General features: G+C 41.9%; 15 protein-coding genes. 6 read left to right on the forward strand and 9 right to left on the reverse strand.

What is annotated here, in order from left to right:
• Window positions 1-3: 3 nt before the first annotated feature.
• The 5 genes from SLH46_RS12720 to SLH46_RS12740 form a co-directional block, all read right to left on the reverse strand.
• Window positions 4-351: an L-rhamnose mutarotase gene (locus tag SLH46_RS12720; protein WP_320281575.1), complete on the reverse strand. Its 348-nt coding sequence runs from the start codon at window positions 349-351 to the stop codon at window positions 4-6.
• Between the two features lies 1 nt (window position 352).
• On the reverse strand, window positions 353-1,651 hold the full coding sequence (gene fucP / locus SLH46_RS12725) for an L-fucose:H+ symporter permease (protein WP_320281576.1): 1,299 nt from the start codon (window positions 1,649-1,651) through the stop codon (window positions 353-355).
• A 92-nt stretch (window positions 1,652-1,743) separates the two neighbouring features.
• Window positions 1,744-2,826: a mannose-1-phosphate guanylyltransferase gene (locus tag SLH46_RS12730; protein ID WP_320281577.1), complete on the reverse strand. Its 1,083-nt coding sequence runs from the start codon at window positions 2,824-2,826 to the stop codon at window positions 1,744-1,746.
• 188 nt (window positions 2,827-3,014) lie between these two features.
• A complete protein-coding gene (gene buk, locus SLH46_RS12735; protein WP_320281578.1) occupies window positions 3,015-4,097 on the reverse strand; it encodes a butyrate kinase in 1,083 nt (360 codons plus the stop codon).
• Window positions 4,098-4,105: 8 nt separating this feature from the next.
• Complete coding sequence (locus tag SLH46_RS12740) at window positions 4,106-5,026, reverse strand: phosphate acyltransferase (RefSeq protein WP_320281579.1); 921 nt, start codon at window positions 5,024-5,026, stop codon at window positions 4,106-4,108.
• Window positions 5,027-5,640: 614 nt separating this feature from the next.
• Between SLH46_RS12740 and acs the strand changes: the two genes are divergently transcribed.
• The 5 genes from acs to SLH46_RS12765 all read left to right on the forward strand — a co-directional run bounded on the left by acs (window position 5,641) and on the right by SLH46_RS12765 (window position 14,043).
• On the forward strand, window positions 5,641-7,569 hold the full coding sequence (gene acs, locus SLH46_RS12745; protein WP_320281580.1) for an acetate--CoA ligase: 1,929 nt from the start codon (window positions 5,641-5,643) through the stop codon (window positions 7,567-7,569).
• 152 nt (window positions 7,570-7,721) lie between these two features.
• On the forward strand, window positions 7,722-9,017 hold the full coding sequence (locus tag SLH46_RS12750; protein WP_320281581.1) for an L-lactate MFS transporter: 1,296 nt from the start codon (window positions 7,722-7,724) through the stop codon (window positions 9,015-9,017).
• A gap of 302 nt (window positions 9,018-9,319) precedes the next feature.
• A complete protein-coding gene (locus tag SLH46_RS12755; RefSeq protein ID WP_320281582.1) occupies window positions 9,320-12,013 on the forward strand; it encodes a bifunctional acetate--CoA ligase family protein/GNAT family N-acetyltransferase in 2,694 nt (897 codons plus the stop codon).
• Window positions 12,014-12,078: 65 nt separating this feature from the next.
• Entirely contained in the window at window positions 12,079-12,846 is a 768-nt protein-coding gene (locus SLH46_RS12760) for an SIR2 family NAD-dependent protein deacylase (RefSeq protein WP_320281583.1), read from the forward strand.
• 69 nt (window positions 12,847-12,915) lie between these two features.
• A complete protein-coding gene (locus tag SLH46_RS12765; protein WP_320281584.1) occupies window positions 12,916-14,043 on the forward strand; it encodes a hypothetical protein in 1,128 nt (375 codons plus the stop codon).
• A 7-nt stretch (window positions 14,044-14,050) separates the two neighbouring features.
• Here the strand turns inward: SLH46_RS12765 and SLH46_RS12770 are convergent, their stop codons facing one another.
• The 4 genes from SLH46_RS12770 to SLH46_RS12785 all read right to left on the reverse strand — a co-directional run bounded on the left by SLH46_RS12770 (window position 14,051) and on the right by SLH46_RS12785 (window position 17,960).
• Complete coding sequence (locus tag SLH46_RS12770; protein ID WP_320281585.1) at window positions 14,051-14,560, reverse strand: hypothetical protein; 510 nt, start codon at window positions 14,558-14,560, stop codon at window positions 14,051-14,053.
• A gap of 247 nt (window positions 14,561-14,807) precedes the next feature.
• Window positions 14,808-15,266 carry a hypothetical protein gene (locus tag SLH46_RS12775; protein ID WP_320281586.1) on the reverse strand — a complete coding sequence of 153 codons (459 nt, stop codon included), beginning with the start codon at window positions 15,264-15,266 and terminating at the stop codon, window positions 14,808-14,810.
• Window positions 15,267-15,315: 49 nt separating this feature from the next.
• Window positions 15,316-15,906, reverse strand: coding sequence for a hypothetical protein (locus SLH46_RS12780; protein ID WP_320281587.1), 591 nt, complete (start codon window positions 15,904-15,906; stop codon window positions 15,316-15,318).
• 185 nt (window positions 15,907-16,091) lie between these two features.
• On the reverse strand, window positions 16,092-17,960 hold the full coding sequence (locus tag SLH46_RS12785; protein WP_320281588.1) for a FlgO family outer membrane protein: 1,869 nt from the start codon (window positions 17,958-17,960) through the stop codon (window positions 16,092-16,094).
• Between the two features lie 244 nt (window positions 17,961-18,204).
• On the opposite strand from SLH46_RS12785, the gene SLH46_RS12790 reads away from it, so the two are divergent.
• Complete coding sequence (locus SLH46_RS12790) at window positions 18,205-19,257, forward strand: zinc-dependent alcohol dehydrogenase (RefSeq protein ID WP_320281589.1); 1,053 nt, start codon at window positions 18,205-18,207, stop codon at window positions 19,255-19,257.
• The last annotated feature ends 24 nt before the right edge of the window (window positions 19,258-19,281 follow it).

Genomic DNA, 19,281 nt, shown 5'->3' on the forward strand with positions numbered 1-19,281 from the left:
TCTCTAATTCTCCATTTTATAGATGCGTTCCATCAATTGCCATTTCTCTTCAGCAGTAGCCTCTGCAGAGGTTTCCTGGAAACCAGACACATAAGCCTCCCACTCGTCCTGACGCGGTTTTTCAGCCAGGTTTTTCATGGCCGAATCATGGTCGAAATCAGCAACCGTATCCATAATCATAAAAAGTTGTGTGCCGAGAAGGTAGATTTCCATATCCAGAATTCCAACCTCGCGCATTCCCTGTGTAATTTCGGGCCACACTCCACCGGGCGCATGAACCTTTTTATAGGATTCAATCAACTCCTGATCATCTTGCAACTGAAGCGTTTTACAATACCTTTTATATTCCATTTTAAGCCTTTTTTAGAGCTTTATACGTTCTTCTTCCGTAAATGGCAATCACCACAAAACAAACAAACGGTAGGATAAATGAGAAATTTACAGCCGCAAAAGCACCCACTGTTCCCTGATCGATAATATATCCCTGAAGAGGTGGCATTAAAGCTCCGCCAACAATTGCCATTACCAAACCTGCCGCACCAAGTGTGGCATCGTCGCCAACATCTTCAAGCGCAATTCCGTATATGGTTGGAAACATCAGCGACATAAAAGCAGAAGTAGCTACCAACAAATACAGCCCTGCCATGCCTTCAATAAGAATTACACCCGCTGTTGTGCACATACCTCCTACTGCAAATAACAGCAACATCAAACGTGCATTCAGGTATTTCATTAAAAAAGTACTGATAAACCTGCTGGCAATAAAAATGCCCATCGCAATAATGTTATAGTTTTGTGCTTCTGCTTTTGGTATTCCCAGGTTGTCGGCATACTGAATAATAAATGTCCAGCACATAATTTGTGCGCCTACGTAAAACACCTGGGCAATTACTCCTTCGCGATAAATTTTATTGCGGATCAATCGTTTTGCCGAGTGCCACGGATGAACCTCATGATCGGAACTTTCGCGTTTTGGCATTTTTGCAACAGCAATTACAACAAGCATAACAATAACCACCAAACCAAGGATTACGTACGGATTCCGGATTATTGCCAGGTCATTCGTCCGGATAACTGCTTTTTCGGCTGCACTTAATGAATCGAAAATCAGGTTGCCAGCAGCATCGCGTTTATCCGATTCCAACGACGATAAAATGAGTTTTGACGCGACAAACATTCCCAGGATAGAGCCCATAGGATTAAACGACTGCGCCAGATTTAAGCGTCGGGTTGCCGTTGCCGGATCGCCCATCGAAAGGATGTACGGATTGGCTGTAGTTTCAAGAAACGCCAAACCAAAAGTTAGGATGTACAACGAAACCAGGAAGAAACCAAAAATTTCGAATTGTGCTGCCGGAAAAAACAACAGCGCACCAATGGCATATAATGCCAATCCTATTATGATTCCAAGTTTGTAAGAATAACGTTTTATAATTAATGCTGCCGGAATGGCCATGGTGGCGTAACCGCCGTAAAATGCAAACTGTACCATAGCGGCTTTTGCATTCGAAATTTCCATTACAGTTTTAAACGCAGCCACCATCGGATTTGTAATGTCGTTCGCAAATCCCCACAGGGCAAATAGACTGGTAATTAAAATAAAAGGCACAATAACCTTTTTATCCACAACTACCTGTTTCAGGTCATTCATGTTAAGATAAGTTTTATTGGTTTTTAATTTAGGTATGAGTTTGATGGCAGCGCAAGAAAATAGCACTGCCGAAAATGGTTTTTTACTTCATCCTATAAATATTGATCTTTGTTTTGAGCTTTAAGTTGCTCAACTATTTTTTTAATATCCTCGGCATTCTCGCGTTTGCAAACCAAGGTGGTGTTGCCGTCTTTTACCACAATCACATCTTCCATGCCTACCACTGCAACAACGTTCCCGTCTTCGGCATAAACGTATGAGTTTTTAGTATCAAGAAACATGGCTTCTCCCGCACCGGCGTTGCCATTCTCATCTTTTTTATCGGTTTGATAAACAGACTCCCAACTACCCAAATCGTTCCAGTCGAAGTTCCCCTCAACCAGGTAGATGTTTTGAGCATGCTCCATAATTCCATAATCAACAGAAATACTCTCCACTGCACGGTAAATGGTGTCTAATGTTTCCGGATATGAAGGATTGCCAAGATCAGCCTGAATATTCCTTAAATCGGCATACAAAGCCGGGGCAAATTCCTCAACCGCTTTCAGAAACACGGAAACTTTAAAAACAAACAAACCACTGTTCCAGTAGAATCCTCCTTGCTTCAGGTAACCGGTTGCTGTGGTTTCATCCGGTTTCTCAACAAAACGTTCAACCTTAAATTGTTTTATCTTTTCAGCGCCGGTAATGTCTTCCGCAGTTTTTACATAACCATATCCTGTAGCCGGAAAAGTTGGAGTAATTCCAAGCGTAACAATCCCATCACGTTCTTCGGCAATTTTAGCAGCTGCCAGAACCGTATCTTTAAATAATTCGGTATTGTTTATCAGATGATCGGAAGGAGAAACCACCATAACCCCGTCGGGATTTTCTCGCTCGGCATACATGGCTGCCAATCCAATACACGGAAGTGTATTTCTTCCTATCGGTTCGTAAATCAGGTTTTCTTTGGGCAACATTGGCGTTTGTTTCTCCAGTACTTCGGCTTGTGTCGCACTCGAAACGATATAAATATTCTCCTCCCTGGTAAAAGTTGCAAAACGCTGAATGGTTTCCTGTAATAACGAATCTTCACCAAAAATATTCAGGTATTGTTTTGGCTTTTTGGTTTTGCTTCGTGGCCAGAAACGTGTTCCGGAACCTCCCGCCATTATAAGGGTGTACAAGTCTTTCATTTTATTTCAATTGTTAGTTTTCGTATTCTTCAATTAAATTGAGCATAAGCATGCGGAGTATTTTAAAACTCCCCATGCTGATTTTATACCAATTAAATTTTGAGTTTGCAATGTAATAAATTGAAGGAAAAACCGGGGATAGATAGATGTTTAAATTTCTTAAAATAGCAAGCTAATTGGGATATTGGCTATTTCGAAAACGGATTATACTCCCTGGCTTCTATTTCGCCCTTGGCAACACGAAGTGCATTCGAAGCGAGGGCCTGCAGTTCGTCTTCTCCCGGATAAACAAAAAGCTCGGAAATAAATCCGGTTTTCTTTTGAATATAGGCTTCTAGCTGTTTACTATAAGCCAAACCACCGGTTAGCAAAATTCCATCTACTTTACCATCGAGTACTACAGCCATTTCTCCAATCATTTTAGCAACCTGGTAAAATAAAGCTTCCTGAACGGCTATTGCTTTCTCATCCCCTTTTTCAGAAAGTTTTTCTACTTCCTGCGCATCGTTGGTCCCCATATAGGCTACAAATCCGCCTTCGCCAACCACCATTCTGCGAAGCTGTTCCTGCGAAAATTCGCCACTAAAACACAAATCAATTACTTGCCCGACCGGCAGCGTTCCCGAGCGTTCAGGACTAAAAGCACCCTCGCCATCGAGTGCATTGTTTACATCGATAACACGTCCGTTTTTATGCACTCCAACCGATATTCCGCCACCAAGATGAGCAACAATAAGTCGAAGGTCCTCGTACTTCTTCCCCACTTTCTGGGCATGCAATCGCGCAGTGGCTTTTTGGTTTAATGCATGAAAAATGGATTGCCGTTTAAAACGTGGGTGTCCGGCAAAACGTGCCACCTCATCCAACTCATCGGTAACTACGGGATCGGCAATAAAAGCCTGAGCATTTGGAATTTGAAGTGCAATATAATCAGCAAGCAGCCCCCCCAGGTTACTTGCATGGTGCCCCATAATTCCTTCGCGCAGGTGTTCCAGCATAAGATTATTTACTTTGTACACACCCGATTCCAATGGATAGGTTAGTCCTCCCCTTCCGATAATGTATTTTATAGCGTCAACTTCAATTCCCTCTTCTACTAAAGCTTCGATGATAAGTCCCTTCCGAAAAGCAAACTGATCGATAATATTTTTGTAACGTAACAATTGTTCCAGCGGATGACGGATGGTTTTAGTAAATACACATTCCGTATCGTTATAAACGGCAAATTTTGTAGAGGTTGAACCCGGATTTATGGCAAGTATCTGATGCATAGAATCGATTACGTTATGCTGGCCTGGTAACTAACAATTGAGGCCAGTGCTACTGAATTCAGTTTAGTTTTACGGCTATCGCCGCGAGATGATACAACAACGGGCACTTTGGCTCCGGCAATAATCCCCGACATTTCGGCTTTAGCGAGTTTCGAATTGGTTTTATAAAATACATTGGCTGCGTCAATATTTGGGAACAACAGACAGTCAGCATCGCCCGCTACCGGTGAAGTAAAACCTTTTATTTCAGCGGATTCAGCATTTATAGCAACATCCAGAGCCATTGGTCCGTCAACAAGGCCGCCTTCAATTTGTCCGTGTTCAGCCATTTTTGCAATGGTTGCCCCGTCCATACACGATGGAATTGAAATAATTATTTGCTCGGTAGGTGCAATAACCGCCAGTTTGGGGTCTTCAATTCCCAAGGATTTTGCTGCACACAAAAGGTAGTTCGTCATTAAAATCTTTTGCTTGAGATCGGGATAAGGAAGTACCGCTGCATCGCTAAACAGCAACATTTTATGGTAATTGGGATTGTCCATTGCCGAAATATGACTCAGTGTACCTTTCGACGGAACAAGGTTAAATTCCTTTTTTAGCAAGGCCCTCATAAATTTATCGGTCGATACCATTCCTTTCATCAACACATCGGCTTTGTCTTCGTGTATCAGTTCTACCGCTTTTTCGGTGGCTTCATTTAATGAATTGGTATGATAAACCTGGTAGTCGTTTACATCGATACCCAGCTTTTTACATGATTCCTCAATAATATTTTTGTCTCCGGTAATTATTGGAGTTACAAATCCCAACGCCACCGCATCGTGCATGGCTTCGAGTGTACTCACATCGACTCCGTTTACTGCTACAACCCGTTTAGGCGGCTGTTTTTTTACCACTTCCAGAAGTTCGGTAAAATTGTTTATTCTCATGGTACGATTTTTTAGCGAAGTTAAGGCTACTGGTGCTTATAACTGGTAACTTTTCTCAGCTAAATTTATGTTGTAAACCATCCTCAAAAATTTTAAACTGAGAAATCGTATTCAGTAGAAAGTCATATAGTTAGAATTTGAAATAAATAGCACTACAAAATTTGTTATTTGCCATTTTAATCCTTTTGTAATATTCCAGAACGAACAGGTCTGTTGAGATTATTTTCAAAAATTGAGAAGCTTCAAAAAAGTGCAGATTCGTTTAAAAATAGGCAAAAAACTCCTTTTCTTCAAAAGCGATTATATGTTTTACAATCAACAATTTAGTGTTTTACAATATATTAAATTCTTTTATTTAAAACAGATTTTATAGTATTTTCAGAAGCTGTAATATTAAGTTGTTTTTCGCATGTTCAACTTGATTTTTTCAATATTACCATACCGTGTAATTTTTGTTTCCTTCGACAATTCTCGCGAAACAATTATATCTGAAAATAAAGACTACCGATTTTCAACAGGGAAAAACCGTGCAAACGGCATTTTTTAAGGCACCGTAAATCGTTACGGAGCCCGATTTTACACGATTCTTTTTTAATAACCAAAAGATAGCTACTATGGTAAACAAAATTACAAGTTTAGCCGAGTACTTACAGAAGTACAAGGAAAGTGTGGCCGACCCCGATGATTTCTGGGGGAAGATAGCCGAAAGTCATTACTGGCAAAAAAAGTGGGACCAGGTTCTTGACTATAAATTTGAGGGAGACGGAGCTCCGGATGTTAACTGGTTTGTTAACGGCAAACTAAATATTACTGAGAATATTTTCGAGCGTAACATGTTTATGCGCAAAGATCAGGTAGCACTGATTTGGGAACCCAACGATCCCAAGGAAGCGGAAATAAAGCTTACCTACGGCGAACTTTTCGACAAGGTAAAACAGTTTGCCAACGGACTAAAAAAGATGGGTATAAAAAAAGGCGACCGTGTTGCTTTGTACCTTCCAATGGTTCCTGAGCTGGCCATTGCAATGCTGGCTTGTGCGCGTATTGGCGCTATCCACAGTATTGTTTTTGCAGGTTTTTCGGCAACGGCACTGGCCGATCGTATTAACGATGCCGAAGCCCGCGTGGTAATTACATCCGACGGCGGATTCCGTGGTACCAAATCCATTCCGCTAAAAAGTATCGCCGACGATGCAATGGCGAACTGTCCGTCAGTTGAACACGCCATTATTTTAAGACGTACTGAAGAGGAAATTAAATGGGTAGATGAACGCGACGTTTGGTGGCACGAACTGGTTGCCGGTGTTGATTGTGAAAACACTGCGGAAACCATGGATGCCGAAGATGTACTGTTTATTCTTTACACATCAGGATCAACCGGAAAACCAAAAGGAGTTGTGCACACCACCGGCGGTTATATGGTTTATGCAGAATACACCTTTAAAAATGTATTTCAATACAGCGATGGAGATGTATACTGGTGTACCGCCGATATTGGCTGGGTAACCGGTCACTCGTACATTGTTTACGGGCCGCTGTTAACCGGGGCAACTTCAATAATGTTTGAAGGTGTTCCTACATGGCCCGACGCGGGGCGTTTCTGGGATATCGTGGATAAATACAAGGTCAATCAGTTTTACACCGCTCCTACCGCCATTCGTGCGTTGGTTGCACAAGGCGATGAATGGGTTACCAAACACGATCTGAGTTCGCTGAAAGTGCTCGGAACTGTTGGTGAACCGATTAACGAAGAAGCCTGGCGCTGGTATCACGACCTGGTTGGAAAAGGCCGCTGCCCGATTGTTGACACCTGGTGGCAAACCGAAACCGGAGGAATAATGATCACCCCGTTGGCCGGAATCACACCAACAAAACCATCGTTGGCAACACTTCCGCTTCCGGGTATTCAGCCTGTTTTACTCGATCATGAAGGAAACGAATTAAAAGGCAACAGCGTGGAAGGAATTCTGTGTATGAAACATCCATGGCCGGGCATGTTGCGTACTACCTGGGGCGACCATCAGCGTTGCTACCAGACTTACTTCTCGTCCTTCCCGGGATATTACCTCACCGGCGACGGCGCTAAACGCGACGAAGAAGGTTACTATCGTATTATCGGTAGAATCGACGACGTGATAAATGTATCCGGTCACCGAATTGGAACAGCCGAAGTAGAAGATGCCATTAACCAGCACCCAAAAGTGGTGGAATCGGCAGTAGTTGGCTATCCTCACGAAATCAAAGGCGCAGGTATTTACGCCTATGTAATCTGTGAAGATATGACCGATGCAGAACTGGAAAATATAGAAGCTGAAATAAAAGCAACTGTGAATAAATTTATCGGGCCGATTGCAAAACCTGATAAGATTCAGATTGTTAGCGGCTTACCAAAAACCAGATCGGGAAAAATTATGCGACGCATTTTACGTAAAATCGGTGAAGGCGACGCAACTAATCTTGGCGACACCTCTACATTACTTGATCCGGGCGTAGTTGAAGAAATTATCGATGGAGCAAAAGTTGAAGTCAAACGATCACTCTAAATAAGAAACAGGCACCTTCTCGCGGAGGTGTCTGTTTTGTTTTCAACCTTTTTTACTAAACAAACAGACAGGACTTCTTTTGAAATGTTCTTTTGCGGAGCATTCATTTCTGTTGTTAAGTCCTCAAAAAAAACCAAAGAATTAAACTAAAAATGAAAGGACTAAAAGTTACTAACCGATGGATGGTAGTGGTTGGAGCCATTTTAATTCAACTTGCTCTTGGCGCTATTTATGCCTGGTCGGTATTTACCGCATTGTTAACCGATCCGAACGGAACGTATGGATTTTCAGCCACACAAACCGCGTGGGTATTTTCGTTTGGACTTGCCACTTTTGCCGTTGTAATGGTCTTTGCCGGAAAATGGCAAGCCAAATCAGGGCCAACTATTGTTGCTTTAACCGGCGGCCTCGTTTTAGGTGCCGGCTATATTTTAGGCGGACTATTTGGAAGCTCGTTTATCGCTCAATTATTGTTTATTGGCGTAATGGGAGGCGCCGGAATCGGACTTGCTTACGTTGTTCCTATTGCCGTTGGCGTAAAATGGTTCCCCGATAAAAAAGGACTTATAACCGGTTTAGCTGTAGCCGGTTTTGGATTTGGTGCAACAATCTGGGTAAAACTTGCCGGCTCGTGGTTTGGCGGTTTGCTAAACACCAGCAGTGCATTCGGATTGCCGGGTGTTCAAAGTGTATTTGTTATTTACGGAATTGTATTCGCAATAATGGTAGTTTTAGGTTCGCTTGTAATGGTGAATCCACCTGCAGGGTACAAACCCGAAGGCTGGGAACCACCGGTAAACCACAAAGCCAAAACATCTGGCGGAGTTGAATTTGACTCGGGCCACATGCTTCGCACCAAACAGTTTTATGCTATCTGGCTGGTGTTTATCTTTTCAGCGCTTGCCGGTTTAATGGTAATTTACTGTATCAAACTGTTCGGAATTGATGCATTGGAATATCACGGCATACAAAATGCCGGTGTGATAACTGGAACAGCCATGGCCTGGTATGCTATTTTTAATGGTTTGGGAAGAATTGTTTGGGGTATGGTTTCTGATAAACTGGGAAGGAAAAAAGCCATATTTTTTATGACACTGTTTCAGGGAGTGATCATGCTGATGATCTACCATATTTTTATTCGATATGGAGTAACAGCCGGATTTATTGCCTGCGCTTGTATAATCGGCTTTAACTTTGGCGGAAACTTTGCCTTGTTTCCTGCCATTACAGCCGACTTTTTTGGGAACAACACCGTAGGGAAAAACTATGGTTGGATGTTTACCGCTTATGGAATTGCAGGAATCGCCGGTCCTCAGTTGGCAGGTCATTTTAAAGATTCGGCAACAGCTTCATCGGGACCAATTGTTTGGATGGCTCCGTTTATTATTGCAGGAGTTGCCTGTTTAATCGGAAGTGTAATAATCATGCTAACAAAACCACCAAAATAAATGAGTTGGGAAAAGCGTCTGAAAAGGCGCTTTTTCTTTATTAAAGCCTCTGCTTTTGGCGCAAGCATGCTCTAAAACACTATGTTTTGTCAATTGTTGTACAGCATATTTTTGAGGCTCTGATCACGTAAAAATGCACAACCAACTATCTTCCTGAGCTTTAGACACAACACACTAAAAACACCTGTTCGATTAATACATTTTAGAACTTGGTATTTTTTAATGAAATTTATAACGTGAATAAACCAATACAGAGAATCAGCAACCTTTATTTTCCCATTTGAACCAAAAAACTTTGCTAAATGGCCATAAAAAAACTCGATAGTATATTCCGACCAAAACGAATTGCGCTGGTTGGCGTATCAAATGACCCGGACAGTGTTGGAGGAATTACCCTAAGAAACCTCGTTGGAGGTGGATTTAATGGTGTTGTTTATCCGGTAAATCCCCGACGCGAAGCGGTATTTGGAATTCCCTGTTATCCGGATGTAAAAAGCCTTCCGAAAATACCCGATCTGGCGGTGATTATGACATCGGCCGAAACCGTTCCCCAACTGGTTAGAGATTGTGGTGAGGCCGGAATTCATGGTGTAATTATAATGTCGGCCGGTTTTAAGGAATCAGGCGACGAAGGAAAAGCTCTTGAAGAAAAAGTAAAAGCAGAAAAAGCGAAATTCCCCGACCTGCGTATTGTTGGGCCAAATTGTTTGGGAATACTGGTTCCCGGGCTAAACATGAATGTAAGCTTTGCTTCGAGGATGCCCAAAAAAGGCCACGTTGCTTTTATTTCGCAATCGGGTGCTTTGTGCACATCGGTGCTCGACTGGGCCTACGAATCAAATATTGGATTTTCAAACTTTGTTTCCATCGGTAACTCAATGGATGTGAGTTTTGGTGACCTCATCGACTATTTTGGTCAGGATCCGAACACAAAATCGATTGTGCTTTACGTTGAATCCATTGCCGATGCCCGCACCTTTATGTCGGCAGCCCGGGCTTTTTCGCGCGAAAAACCAATTATCGTATACAAATCAGGCCGCTATCCCGAATCGGCCGCTGCGGCCGCATCGCACACCGGGGCCATGGCTTCCGAAGATTCTATTTATGATGCGGTTTTCAGAAGAGCCGGTCTGGCCAGGGTGCTGGAGTTCGGAAACATTTTCGATTTTACCGACCTGGTAGGCCGAAAACGTATTCCAAAAGGAAATAACCTCGCAATTGTTACCAATGCCGGTGGTCCTGGTGTTATGGCAACCGACTCATTGCTTTCGATGGGAGGGAAACTGGTTACTCTATCTGAAGATACCTTGCAGAAACTCAACGATTTTCTACCTGCCTTCTGGTCGCATGGCAACCCGGTTGATGTGCTCGGAGATGCGACGCCACAGCGTTATGCCCGGGCAACAGAAATCGTTTTGGAAGATAAAAACGTAGATGCAGTTCTTGTACTTCTCACACCTCAGGCGATGACTGAACCAACAGCCACTGCACAAGCCATTGCCGACATATCGAAAAATACGACTAAGTCGATTATGGCAGCCTGGTTGGGAGGAACGGCTATGCGTGAAGGTATCCAGATTCTGAACCAAAATGGTATCTCAAATTATACAGCGCCGGAGCAGGCCATCAGGGCTTTTATGACACTTTCTGATTACTCTGAGAACCAGGAGATGCTCTACGAAACACCCCGCGAAGTACCGGTTTCATTTCAATACGACAGAAACGAGCTGCGTGAGAAATACCTTAGCGAGGTATTCCCGAAAGCAAAAATCCTGAATGAAGATGATTCGAAAATGCTGGTGAACGACTATGGGATCGACACCACCCACCCTACACCGGCCGCTACTGAAGATGAAGCTGTAAAAATTGCAGAAAAGAAAGGATATCCGGTGGTTTTGAAAATTTATTCTCCCGAGATCATTCACAAGTCTGATGTAGGAGGAGTTGCACTGAATATTGAAAACGAGGATATGGTTCGGGCTACTTTCAGAAATATGATGAAAATGGCAACTGAAAAACGTCCCGATGCAAAAATCGAGGGAGTTACCGTACAAAAAATGGTGGACACCAAAGATGGCATCGAACTGATCATCGGAACAAAAAAAGATCCGGTATTCGGAACAGTGATGTTGGTTGGAATGGGCGGTACAACGGCCGAGTTGTTTAAAGATCAGCGCCTGGAATTTCCACCGTTAAATGAGCGGCTTGCGCAACAGATGCTAAGATCATTAAAAATTTACCCGTTGCTGGAAGGCTGGCGCGGCGATGCTCCCAAAAATATCGATAAACTTATTGAGGTACTTATCCGGATGTCGTACCTGGCTGCTGATTATCCTGAAATTGAAGAACTCGATATCAATCCGTTAATTGTTACACCAAAAGACGTTATTGCCCTTGATGCGAGGATTGTAGTAGACGAAGAATTGCTGGCTTCGCCGGTGAAAGAGTATTCGCACCTGGTAATGCGTCCATATCCTGAAAGTCTGATAAAAGAAGCGAATTTGCGCGACGGAACGCCAATTACGCTACGTCCTATCCGTCCTGAAGACGAACCGATGTGGCTCGAATTGTTGGGAAGCTGTTCAAAAGAATCAATTTATCATCGTTTCCGTTACGATTTCTATTTTGATTCGCACGAGGTAGCTTCGCAGTTCTGCTTTATCGATTACGACCGTGAGATCGCCATTGTTGCCGAACACGAAAAAGAAGACGGCCAGAAAGAACTGATTGGTGTTGGGCGTTTGATTGCCGATCCGGATGTGGAAATAATGGAATATGCGGTTTTAATCACCGATAAATGGCAGAAAAAAGAACTTGGTTTTGCACTAACCAGTTACTGCCTTGAGATTGCCAAATCGCGCGGAATTAAAAAGCTGGCGGCAGAAACCACCCGCGATAACAAACCGATGATTTCTGTTTTCAGGAAACTGAATTTTAAAATACGTTTTAACGAAGACACCACTGTTTCGGTAAACAAAGACCTTGAAGTGGAATAAAAACCTTTTAGTATAAATATTGTTATCTCCCGGTAAACAGCAACGTTTCCGGGAGTTTTAAATTTATGAGTTCTACTATTCTAACAAAATCACTGATCGAGAAACTCTGGCAGGCGGCTCACCTTATCCGAAAAGCGAGATATGCCGTGGCTTTTACCGGTGCAGGAATTTCTGTTGAAAGTGGAATTCCTCCCTTCAGGGGAGAAAACGGCTTGTGGAATACAAACGATCCGATTTTTCTTGAAATAGAATTCTTCCGCAAAAAACCGTTGCAGTCGTGGAAAAAGATTAAGGAAATCTTTTATGACAGTCTGGGTGATGCCGAGCCAAACACGGCACATATTATGCTGGCAAAAATGGAAGAACGCAGTTTTGTTGAAACCGTTATTACACAAAACATCGATCACCTGCATCAAAAAGCGGGAAGTAAATATGTCTACGAACTTCACGGAACATACCGGCAACTGATTTGCACCGAATGCAGCTCCGAATACGACATGAGTTTTGCCGACCTGAATTACCTCCCTCCCACTTGTTTCGTATGTAAAGGCATTTTGAAACCCGACATGGTATTTTTTAACGAACCCATTCCTGCATTTGCAAAAAAACGTTCGTTCGAAGAAGCCTCCAAAGCCGATGTACTGCTGATAATCGGAACAAATGCCGAAGTGTTACCCGCAGCTGAAATTCCGGTTGTGGCCAAACAACATGGCGCCACCATTATCGAAGTCAACATAAAACCATCGCACTTCACCAATACGGTTACCGATATCTTCCTCGAAATGAAAGCCACCGAAGCAATGGGCGAGTTAGGCAGGTTATTGTACCTTTAATTCAAGTTAACCGACTTCAGAAACACTCAAAATTCTATATTTGCCCCAGCAAACTGTTTTCACACAAAAATGATTAAAAGAAACCTGATTCTACTTCTGTTGCCACTTGTGTTATTTTCCTGTTCGTCGGGCAAAAAAGCACTTCAACGAGGCGATTATTACGAGGCGATTACCAAAGCCGTTGAACGTTTAAAATCGAATCCAACCAACGAAAAAGCTTTAAAAGTTTTAAAGGATGGTTACCCAACTGCCATCGACTGGTCGCAGGAAGAAATCGACCTGGCGCTGACATCGAACCAGTCTTTTAAATGGGAACACACCATACTTATTATGAACAAGGTAAACCGGATGAATGATCTGATCAGGAGCACTCCGGCAGCCCGTGAGATAATTTCTGATCCAAAATCGTACAGCACCGAACTGAATATGGCTCACGAGAAAGCAGCTGAAGACCGATACCAGGCGGGATTGGAATTTCTTGCTGAAGAAACACGCGAAAGTGCCCGAACAGCCTACTCGCATTTTAACAAAGCCGGTAACTGGATTCCGGGCTACAAAGACATTGATGAAAAAATGGCCATCGCCAAAGAATGGGCGACTGTTAATGTGGTTATTGAAGCAGTTACGGTGCGCACAAAAAAGTACCAACTTAGCTCCGAATTCTTTTACAATCAGGTTTTTGAATACGTAAATAACAAATTTCCGTCATCGGGTTTTGTAAACTTCTTTTCGCCACAACAAGCCGAAAATTTTCAATTAAATCCTGACTTTGTTGTTCGAATGGAATTTTATGATTTTTCGGTGGGTAATTTGGTTCGCAACGAAAAAGAAGAAAGCCTGTCGAAACGTGTTCGGATTCCGGTAACCGATTCAACTTTTGTATCAAAAACTTATCACGCAAAACTAAAAACCTATACCGATGAGGTTATTTCAGGCGGCCGTCTGAATTACAGAATTGTGGATTTCCAAAACAACAATTTACTGCGCGACAACCTGATTCCCGGTTCGTTCACGTGGGTAAATCAGTATGCTATTTTTGCCGGCGACGAGGAAGCTTTAAGTGACGAACAATATGCGCTTACACAACAAAGAGCGATACCGCTGCCTGCGCACCAGGATTTATTTATTGAATTTACACGGCCAATTTACGAACAACTTACCGACGAACTGTACAGCTTTTTCCGACGCTATCGCTAACAAAGATTTACTTTTTTAAAATAAGCGTACCTTTCCAGTGATGATGTGAATTCGGATCTTGCGAACTGTTATAATCATCGGTTGTGCCACCACCACTTGCACCTTCAAATCGTCCGGTTCCGCCTTTAAACACAAACGGATCGCGCCAGTACGAAGTCACAAATTCAGGATGGTCAGCTGCCCGGCCTTCAATAACTTTTCCACTACAAGTAAAGAAAAGTGTATCGCCGTCTTCAGAAACCAAAAATGAATTGGTGGGTGCATATTCACCCTCCGCACCGCAGGCGCAAAAATTAAATGTACCGGAAATGTTTCCCAGTTCAGTAGCTGTTCCTTCAAAGTTTACAACAACACGACATTCAAATCCATCGGGGCAATCTTTTACATCGTCTCCGGTTAAAACCTGCGCGTAATCGCCGGTAAAAGTGGCTTCAAACGGTTGGTTGTTTTTGTTTGAACAGGAAATGAGAAATACACTGCATCCGAAAATTGCGACTAAAACTCTGATTGTATCCATAATTGTAATTTTTAATAGTAGCTGTTACGCAAATAGTTGAATTTAGATACATGTCCAGCTTCAGGGAGTAATTCATTAACAGATGGAGCAGATCCAATAAAAACCCCTCCTGCAATAAAATAACGGGAGGGGTAACTACAGCTTGAAATCCTATGGATTAAATCATGTAAGATTGGATTCCAGGCGCAGTTTTGATTTCTTGCTCAAAATGATGCGAAAAGCTCGAATTGTTAAATAGTGGTTTCACTCAATCCGTAGTACTATCAAAAAAATTCATATGGAACGGTATCCCATCCGTAAAATCAATATACATATTACCATGTGAAGTGTAATAAACTTTACCATCTTCATCTTCAATACACAATGTCTGACTAAACTTTATCAGTTTGCCATCAATAAACCAATAGTTTGTGACATTTGATGTGTAGTAAATGGTTCCGGTAACATCGCCTACGTATTTACCCTTAACTAATTCATGTTGTTTTGCTTTAATATTCGATACAGTCCACCAGGCTTCGGCAGAACCGGTTACTGGTTCATCTACTCCGGGGAGATCGGGAGAAAAAACACCTGTATAATAATAGTACGTTGTTTTGTTTCCGTTCGAATAAGTATCATTTGGCTCATCTGGCCACTGAGAATAACAATTCAGTGTAAAAGACGTCAGTGTAATAACCAATGCCATTAAAAATTTTAGTGTTTTCATGATTGTAATTTTTTTAGTTTTTTATTGTTAGCATTTAAGAGGGACGATATTACCTTTTTCCCTTTACTAAGGTAATTTCGCCGTACCAGTTGTGAACAGAATGCTCATCGAGATCTGTGTCATAGTCATCCGAATAAATTATCCCTTCTGCTCCATCGAAATTGCCGGTACCGCCGGTTATTGTATAAGGATATTTCCAATAATCGATTACATAGTCAGGATGTTCATCGGTTCTGCCAATAACAACGGCGCCTCCTTCTGTACTGAGAAATAACTCATCTCCATTGGCAGCGATCAACACACAAGAATTTGCACCAACTGTCATATGAGGGGCTTCTAGATTAGGATCTTGCCCACCGGCACAGAATTCGAAGGTAACAGAGACTTTTCCCATATGTGTGGCAGTTCCTTCAGCTTCTACCATAACATGGACAGGATAACCTTCCTGAGCACATTCAGCATTTTCAAAATCAATAAGGATCGGTGTACCCAACATGTGGGCTTCGAATGGAACTGTAACCGAAATCGGTTGAGCACTTTTCAATAGGTCTTCATTGTTTGGAGTTAATTCATCTTTGCTGCAACCTACAATGAGGCTGGCAAAGACCACTATAAGAAATAGTAGTTTGAATGTTTTCATATCACTCATTTTTTAAGTTTTACAATGCGGATTGAAGTTGATTTAATCCGATATACAAGTTCAGGAAAAGCGCAAAGCAGGTCATAGTAAGCATGTTGCTTCTCTCGAAAACATGTTTACTATTTTGAAATTATGTTGTAAAAAGGAGTTGCTTGTGCTGCTCATAAGGAGTAGCACGAATATTCTTAATACGGCAATGGAGGCCATCCCATTTTTTCACGTATGGCAATAAATCTTGGATTTGAACGAAGTTTTTTAAATTCATTGGTTCCAGTGATCCATGCCCTGTTCTCCGGATCTTCTTCAATCACATCAAGCGCTTTTTCCTCCTCACCTACTAAAGCATAATTTGTAGCTTTGAATTGAGCATCGAAATAATCAGTTTTATTCATATTCCAATCAATCAAATCCCTCACACTTGTAAAACGCGAAACAATCGAACTGTCTTTTGGAGCCCATAATCCCGCTACATTACCTAGTTTTTTATAAGATTTCAGGGCTGCCAGGCTATCTCCTAGAGCCAGATATAATTTATATTCGATTAGAATGTTTCGGGAATATAAAGGATTTAGGTCTAAAGCGATTTTCAATTCTGACATAGCTTTGTCGAACTGTTCCTGGCAATAATAATAATTAGCACTTAAATAACGAATGACGGCTGAAAACGGATCCAGTTGTACTGCTTTGTCAATTTCTTCCCGGACTTTATCATATTTGCCTTGCTGAAATAAAAGTTCGGCATAATACTGATGGGCCGTCGAAAAATTTGGATTCAGATCCACTGCCTTTTGTAATTCCTGTCCTGCCTTTTCCCAGTCGTGGGTAAAATAGGTGTCCATTGTTCCTGAGATCGCATATGCCTCAGCCAGATTTGGATCAAGCTCCAAGGCTTTAGATATCATTTCATACGCTTTCTTTTTTGTTTGCTCATGATTTTTAAGATTTAGAAAAATGACTACATCTTTTGGATCATAAAAAACAAGAAGTTGATAATTATCCGCAAGTCCGGCGTAAGCCTGGGCAAAATCCGGATCTTCCTGAATTGCTTTTTTATAATATTCAATACCCTTTTGAAATTCTTCAATCGTTCTTTTTGAAGAATGAAAACGCCCCTGCTGATAATATTCTAACGCTTGCAAATTGGTCGTAGGATTCTTTTGTAGAGCTACTTTTTCTGTTTTGGTCAACGCAAGAGATAATTCTGAAGCTATTTGTTCTGCAATTTCACTCTGTACATCAAAAAAACTACCAAGGCTTCGATCATACTGTTTTGACAGAATATGGTCATCGGTTTTCGCATTAATCAACTGTACTGAAATGCGAAGTTTATTTTCCTCTCGTTGTACCGTTCCTTCAACAACGTGAGTAACTCCCAGAGTTTTTCCAATTTCAGGAATTGTTTTATCTCCTTTATCCCGAAACATTTCGGTAGAGGTTCTTGAAATTACCTTAACTCCTTTAATAGCAGAAAGCCGGTTGAGCAAATCTTCCACGATGCCATCTCCCAGAAAACGGGTATTATCTATTTCGCTTAAATTATCGAATGGCAGGATGGCTATTGAAATTTCCTCTCTATTGGATTTTTCGGTGATTAAATGAGCGCCCGCCCAAAAAAGAACCACTGCAAACAAAACCGAAAGTACAAGCAGAACCCAAATTCTGATTTTGTTTGAAAAGAATCTACCGGCTTTCGTTTTAAATTGAGGTGCAGGATAAATGCCTTTTTTCACCTCGCCGGGAGCATAACCATAGTATTCGTGAAAACACCTACCAAAATAGGAAGGGCTCCCAAAACCAACATTATAAGCCACCTCCGAGATATTGTCTTTCCCTTCTTCCAGCAGTTTCTTTGCCTTCTTCAACCTTATCTCTCGGATAAACTCACTAATCGATTTATTGGTATTTGCTTTTAGTTTCCGATGAAGCGATGACCGGCTGATCCCTATTTTTTTAGCCAATTCGCTCACGCCAAAATTCTCATCCGACAAGTTCGCCTCAACAAGTTTGGTTAATCTTGCCATAAACTCTTGGTCGGTATGAGAATTTTTCTCCATCTACACTTGTTCTTTTTGAATAATCGTGCATCCGGGTAATATAAATTTACGAAATAACACAAAGCGAAACAACATCAATTTCGCTGATTAAAAGCCAGGTGTAAAAATAATTTCTAAAAAAATTCCATACGTTACCGGATATTTCTGATTTTTGAAATACATTCCTTTTATCCTGAATTAGATTATCTATTCTTTATCAGAAAAGATGGATTAAGTATCTTTAACCATTCAAAAAAAGATAAAAATGAAAGCCGCGGTCCTTACAAAATATAATCAGGTAGAATGGAAAGATGTAACAAAACCAAGCTGCAAACCGGGCGAGGTTTTATTAAAAGTAACGTTTGGCTGTATTTGTGGCAGCGATCAGCACATCCACACCGGTGAATTTCATCCAAGAACAACACTTCCGTTGATAATGGGACACGAGTTTGGCGGAGTTGTAACCGAAGTGGGCGAAGGCGTTTCCGGCTGGCAGGTGGGCGACAAAGTTGCCCCCGACCCGATTATCTGGTGCGGGAAATGCCCGGCTTGTTTAAAAGGCCATTTCCCAGCATGTACCAGTTTAAAACTAATTGGTATTGATATGGACGGAGGTTTTGGTGAATATGTTTCGCTGCCGCCATCAATGTTGTACAAAGTACCGGCAAATATCCCGGATGAACATGTGGCTTTAGTCGAAGTGCTAAGCATCGGCTGTCATGCCAAAAACCGCGCAAACGTTCAGAAAAACGACAGTATTGTTATTTGGGGATCCGGGAAGATTGGACTGTGCATTTTACAAGCCGTTCGCACCGTAACCGACAATACGGTTTTTATGGTCGATATTCTGGATGAGCGCCTGGCAATCGGCCCAAAATACTACGACAATGTTATTCCAATCATTGCAACAAAGGAAGATCCCGTTGAACGAATTAAAAAGGAGACCAATGGTAAAGGTGTGGATATAGCTTTCGAAGCAGTTGGTCATCCCGAAGAAATTAAAGACAGTGTAAATCCAATAACCGGCTGCATCCGCTCGATTGTTGGAGGCGGAAAAGTTTGCGTTTTAGGATTGGCGGCAGAACCTACTTCTGTAGTATTTCGCGAACTGATATGGAAAGAAGGGACCATTGTCACTTCGCGCGTTAGTCATGGCGAATTTGAGGAAGCAATTGAACACCTGAAAAACGAACGGTTAAAGCCAGAAGCGTTAATTTCTCAAATTCTTCCCGGTTCAGAAACACAAAAGGGTTTTGAAATCTTGAAGGAAAATCCGGCAGAAAACATAAAAATCCTACTTGATTTTAACGGTGATTAGTTAAAATCCTCAGCCAAAATCCGA

It is taken from the genome of Draconibacterium sp. IB214405 (genome assembly GCF_033963885.1).
GTDB lineage: Bacteria > Bacteroidota > Bacteroidia > Bacteroidales > Prolixibacteraceae > Draconibacterium.

Coding starts and splice junctions, on each gene's coding strand:
- fucP (WP_320281576.1), bottom strand. CDS start 1,651: ATGAATGACCTGAAACAGGTAGTTGTGGATAAAAAGGTTATTGTGCCT.
- SLH46_RS12740 (WP_320281579.1), bottom strand. CDS start 5,026: ATGAGAATAAACAATTTTACCGAACTTCTGGAAGTGGTAAAAAAACAG.
- SLH46_RS12760 (WP_320281583.1), top strand. CDS start 12,079: ATGAGTTCTACTATTCTAACAAAATCACTGATCGAGAAACTCTGGCAG.
- acs (WP_320281580.1), top strand. CDS start 5,641: ATGGTAAACAAAATTACAAGTTTAGCCGAGTACTTACAGAAGTACAAG.
- SLH46_RS12780 (WP_320281587.1), bottom strand. CDS start 15,906: ATGAAAACATTCAAACTACTATTTCTTATAGTGGTCTTTGCCAGCCTC.
- SLH46_RS12785 (WP_320281588.1), bottom strand. CDS start 17,960: ATGGAGAAAAATTCTCATACCGACCAAGAGTTTATGGCAAGATTAACC.
- SLH46_RS12730 (WP_320281577.1), bottom strand. CDS start 2,826: ATGAAAGACTTGTACACCCTTATAATGGCGGGAGGTTCCGGAACACGT.
- SLH46_RS12790 (WP_320281589.1), top strand. CDS start 18,205: ATGAAAGCCGCGGTCCTTACAAAATATAATCAGGTAGAATGGAAAGAT.
- buk (WP_320281578.1), bottom strand. CDS start 4,097: ATGCATCAGATACTTGCCATAAATCCGGGTTCAACCTCTACAAAATTT.
- SLH46_RS12765 (WP_320281584.1), top strand. CDS start 12,916: ATGATTAAAAGAAACCTGATTCTACTTCTGTTGCCACTTGTGTTATTT.
- SLH46_RS12770 (WP_320281585.1), bottom strand. CDS start 14,560: ATGGATACAATCAGAGTTTTAGTCGCAATTTTCGGATGCAGTGTATTT.
- SLH46_RS12750 (WP_320281581.1), top strand. CDS start 7,722: ATGAAAGGACTAAAAGTTACTAACCGATGGATGGTAGTGGTTGGAGCC.
- SLH46_RS12775 (WP_320281586.1), bottom strand. CDS start 15,266: ATGAAAACACTAAAATTTTTAATGGCATTGGTTATTACACTGACGTCT.
- SLH46_RS12720 (WP_320281575.1), bottom strand. CDS start 351: ATGGAATATAAAAGGTATTGTAAAACGCTTCAGTTGCAAGATGATCAG.
- SLH46_RS12755 (WP_320281582.1), top strand. CDS start 9,320: ATGGCCATAAAAAAACTCGATAGTATATTCCGACCAAAACGAATTGCG.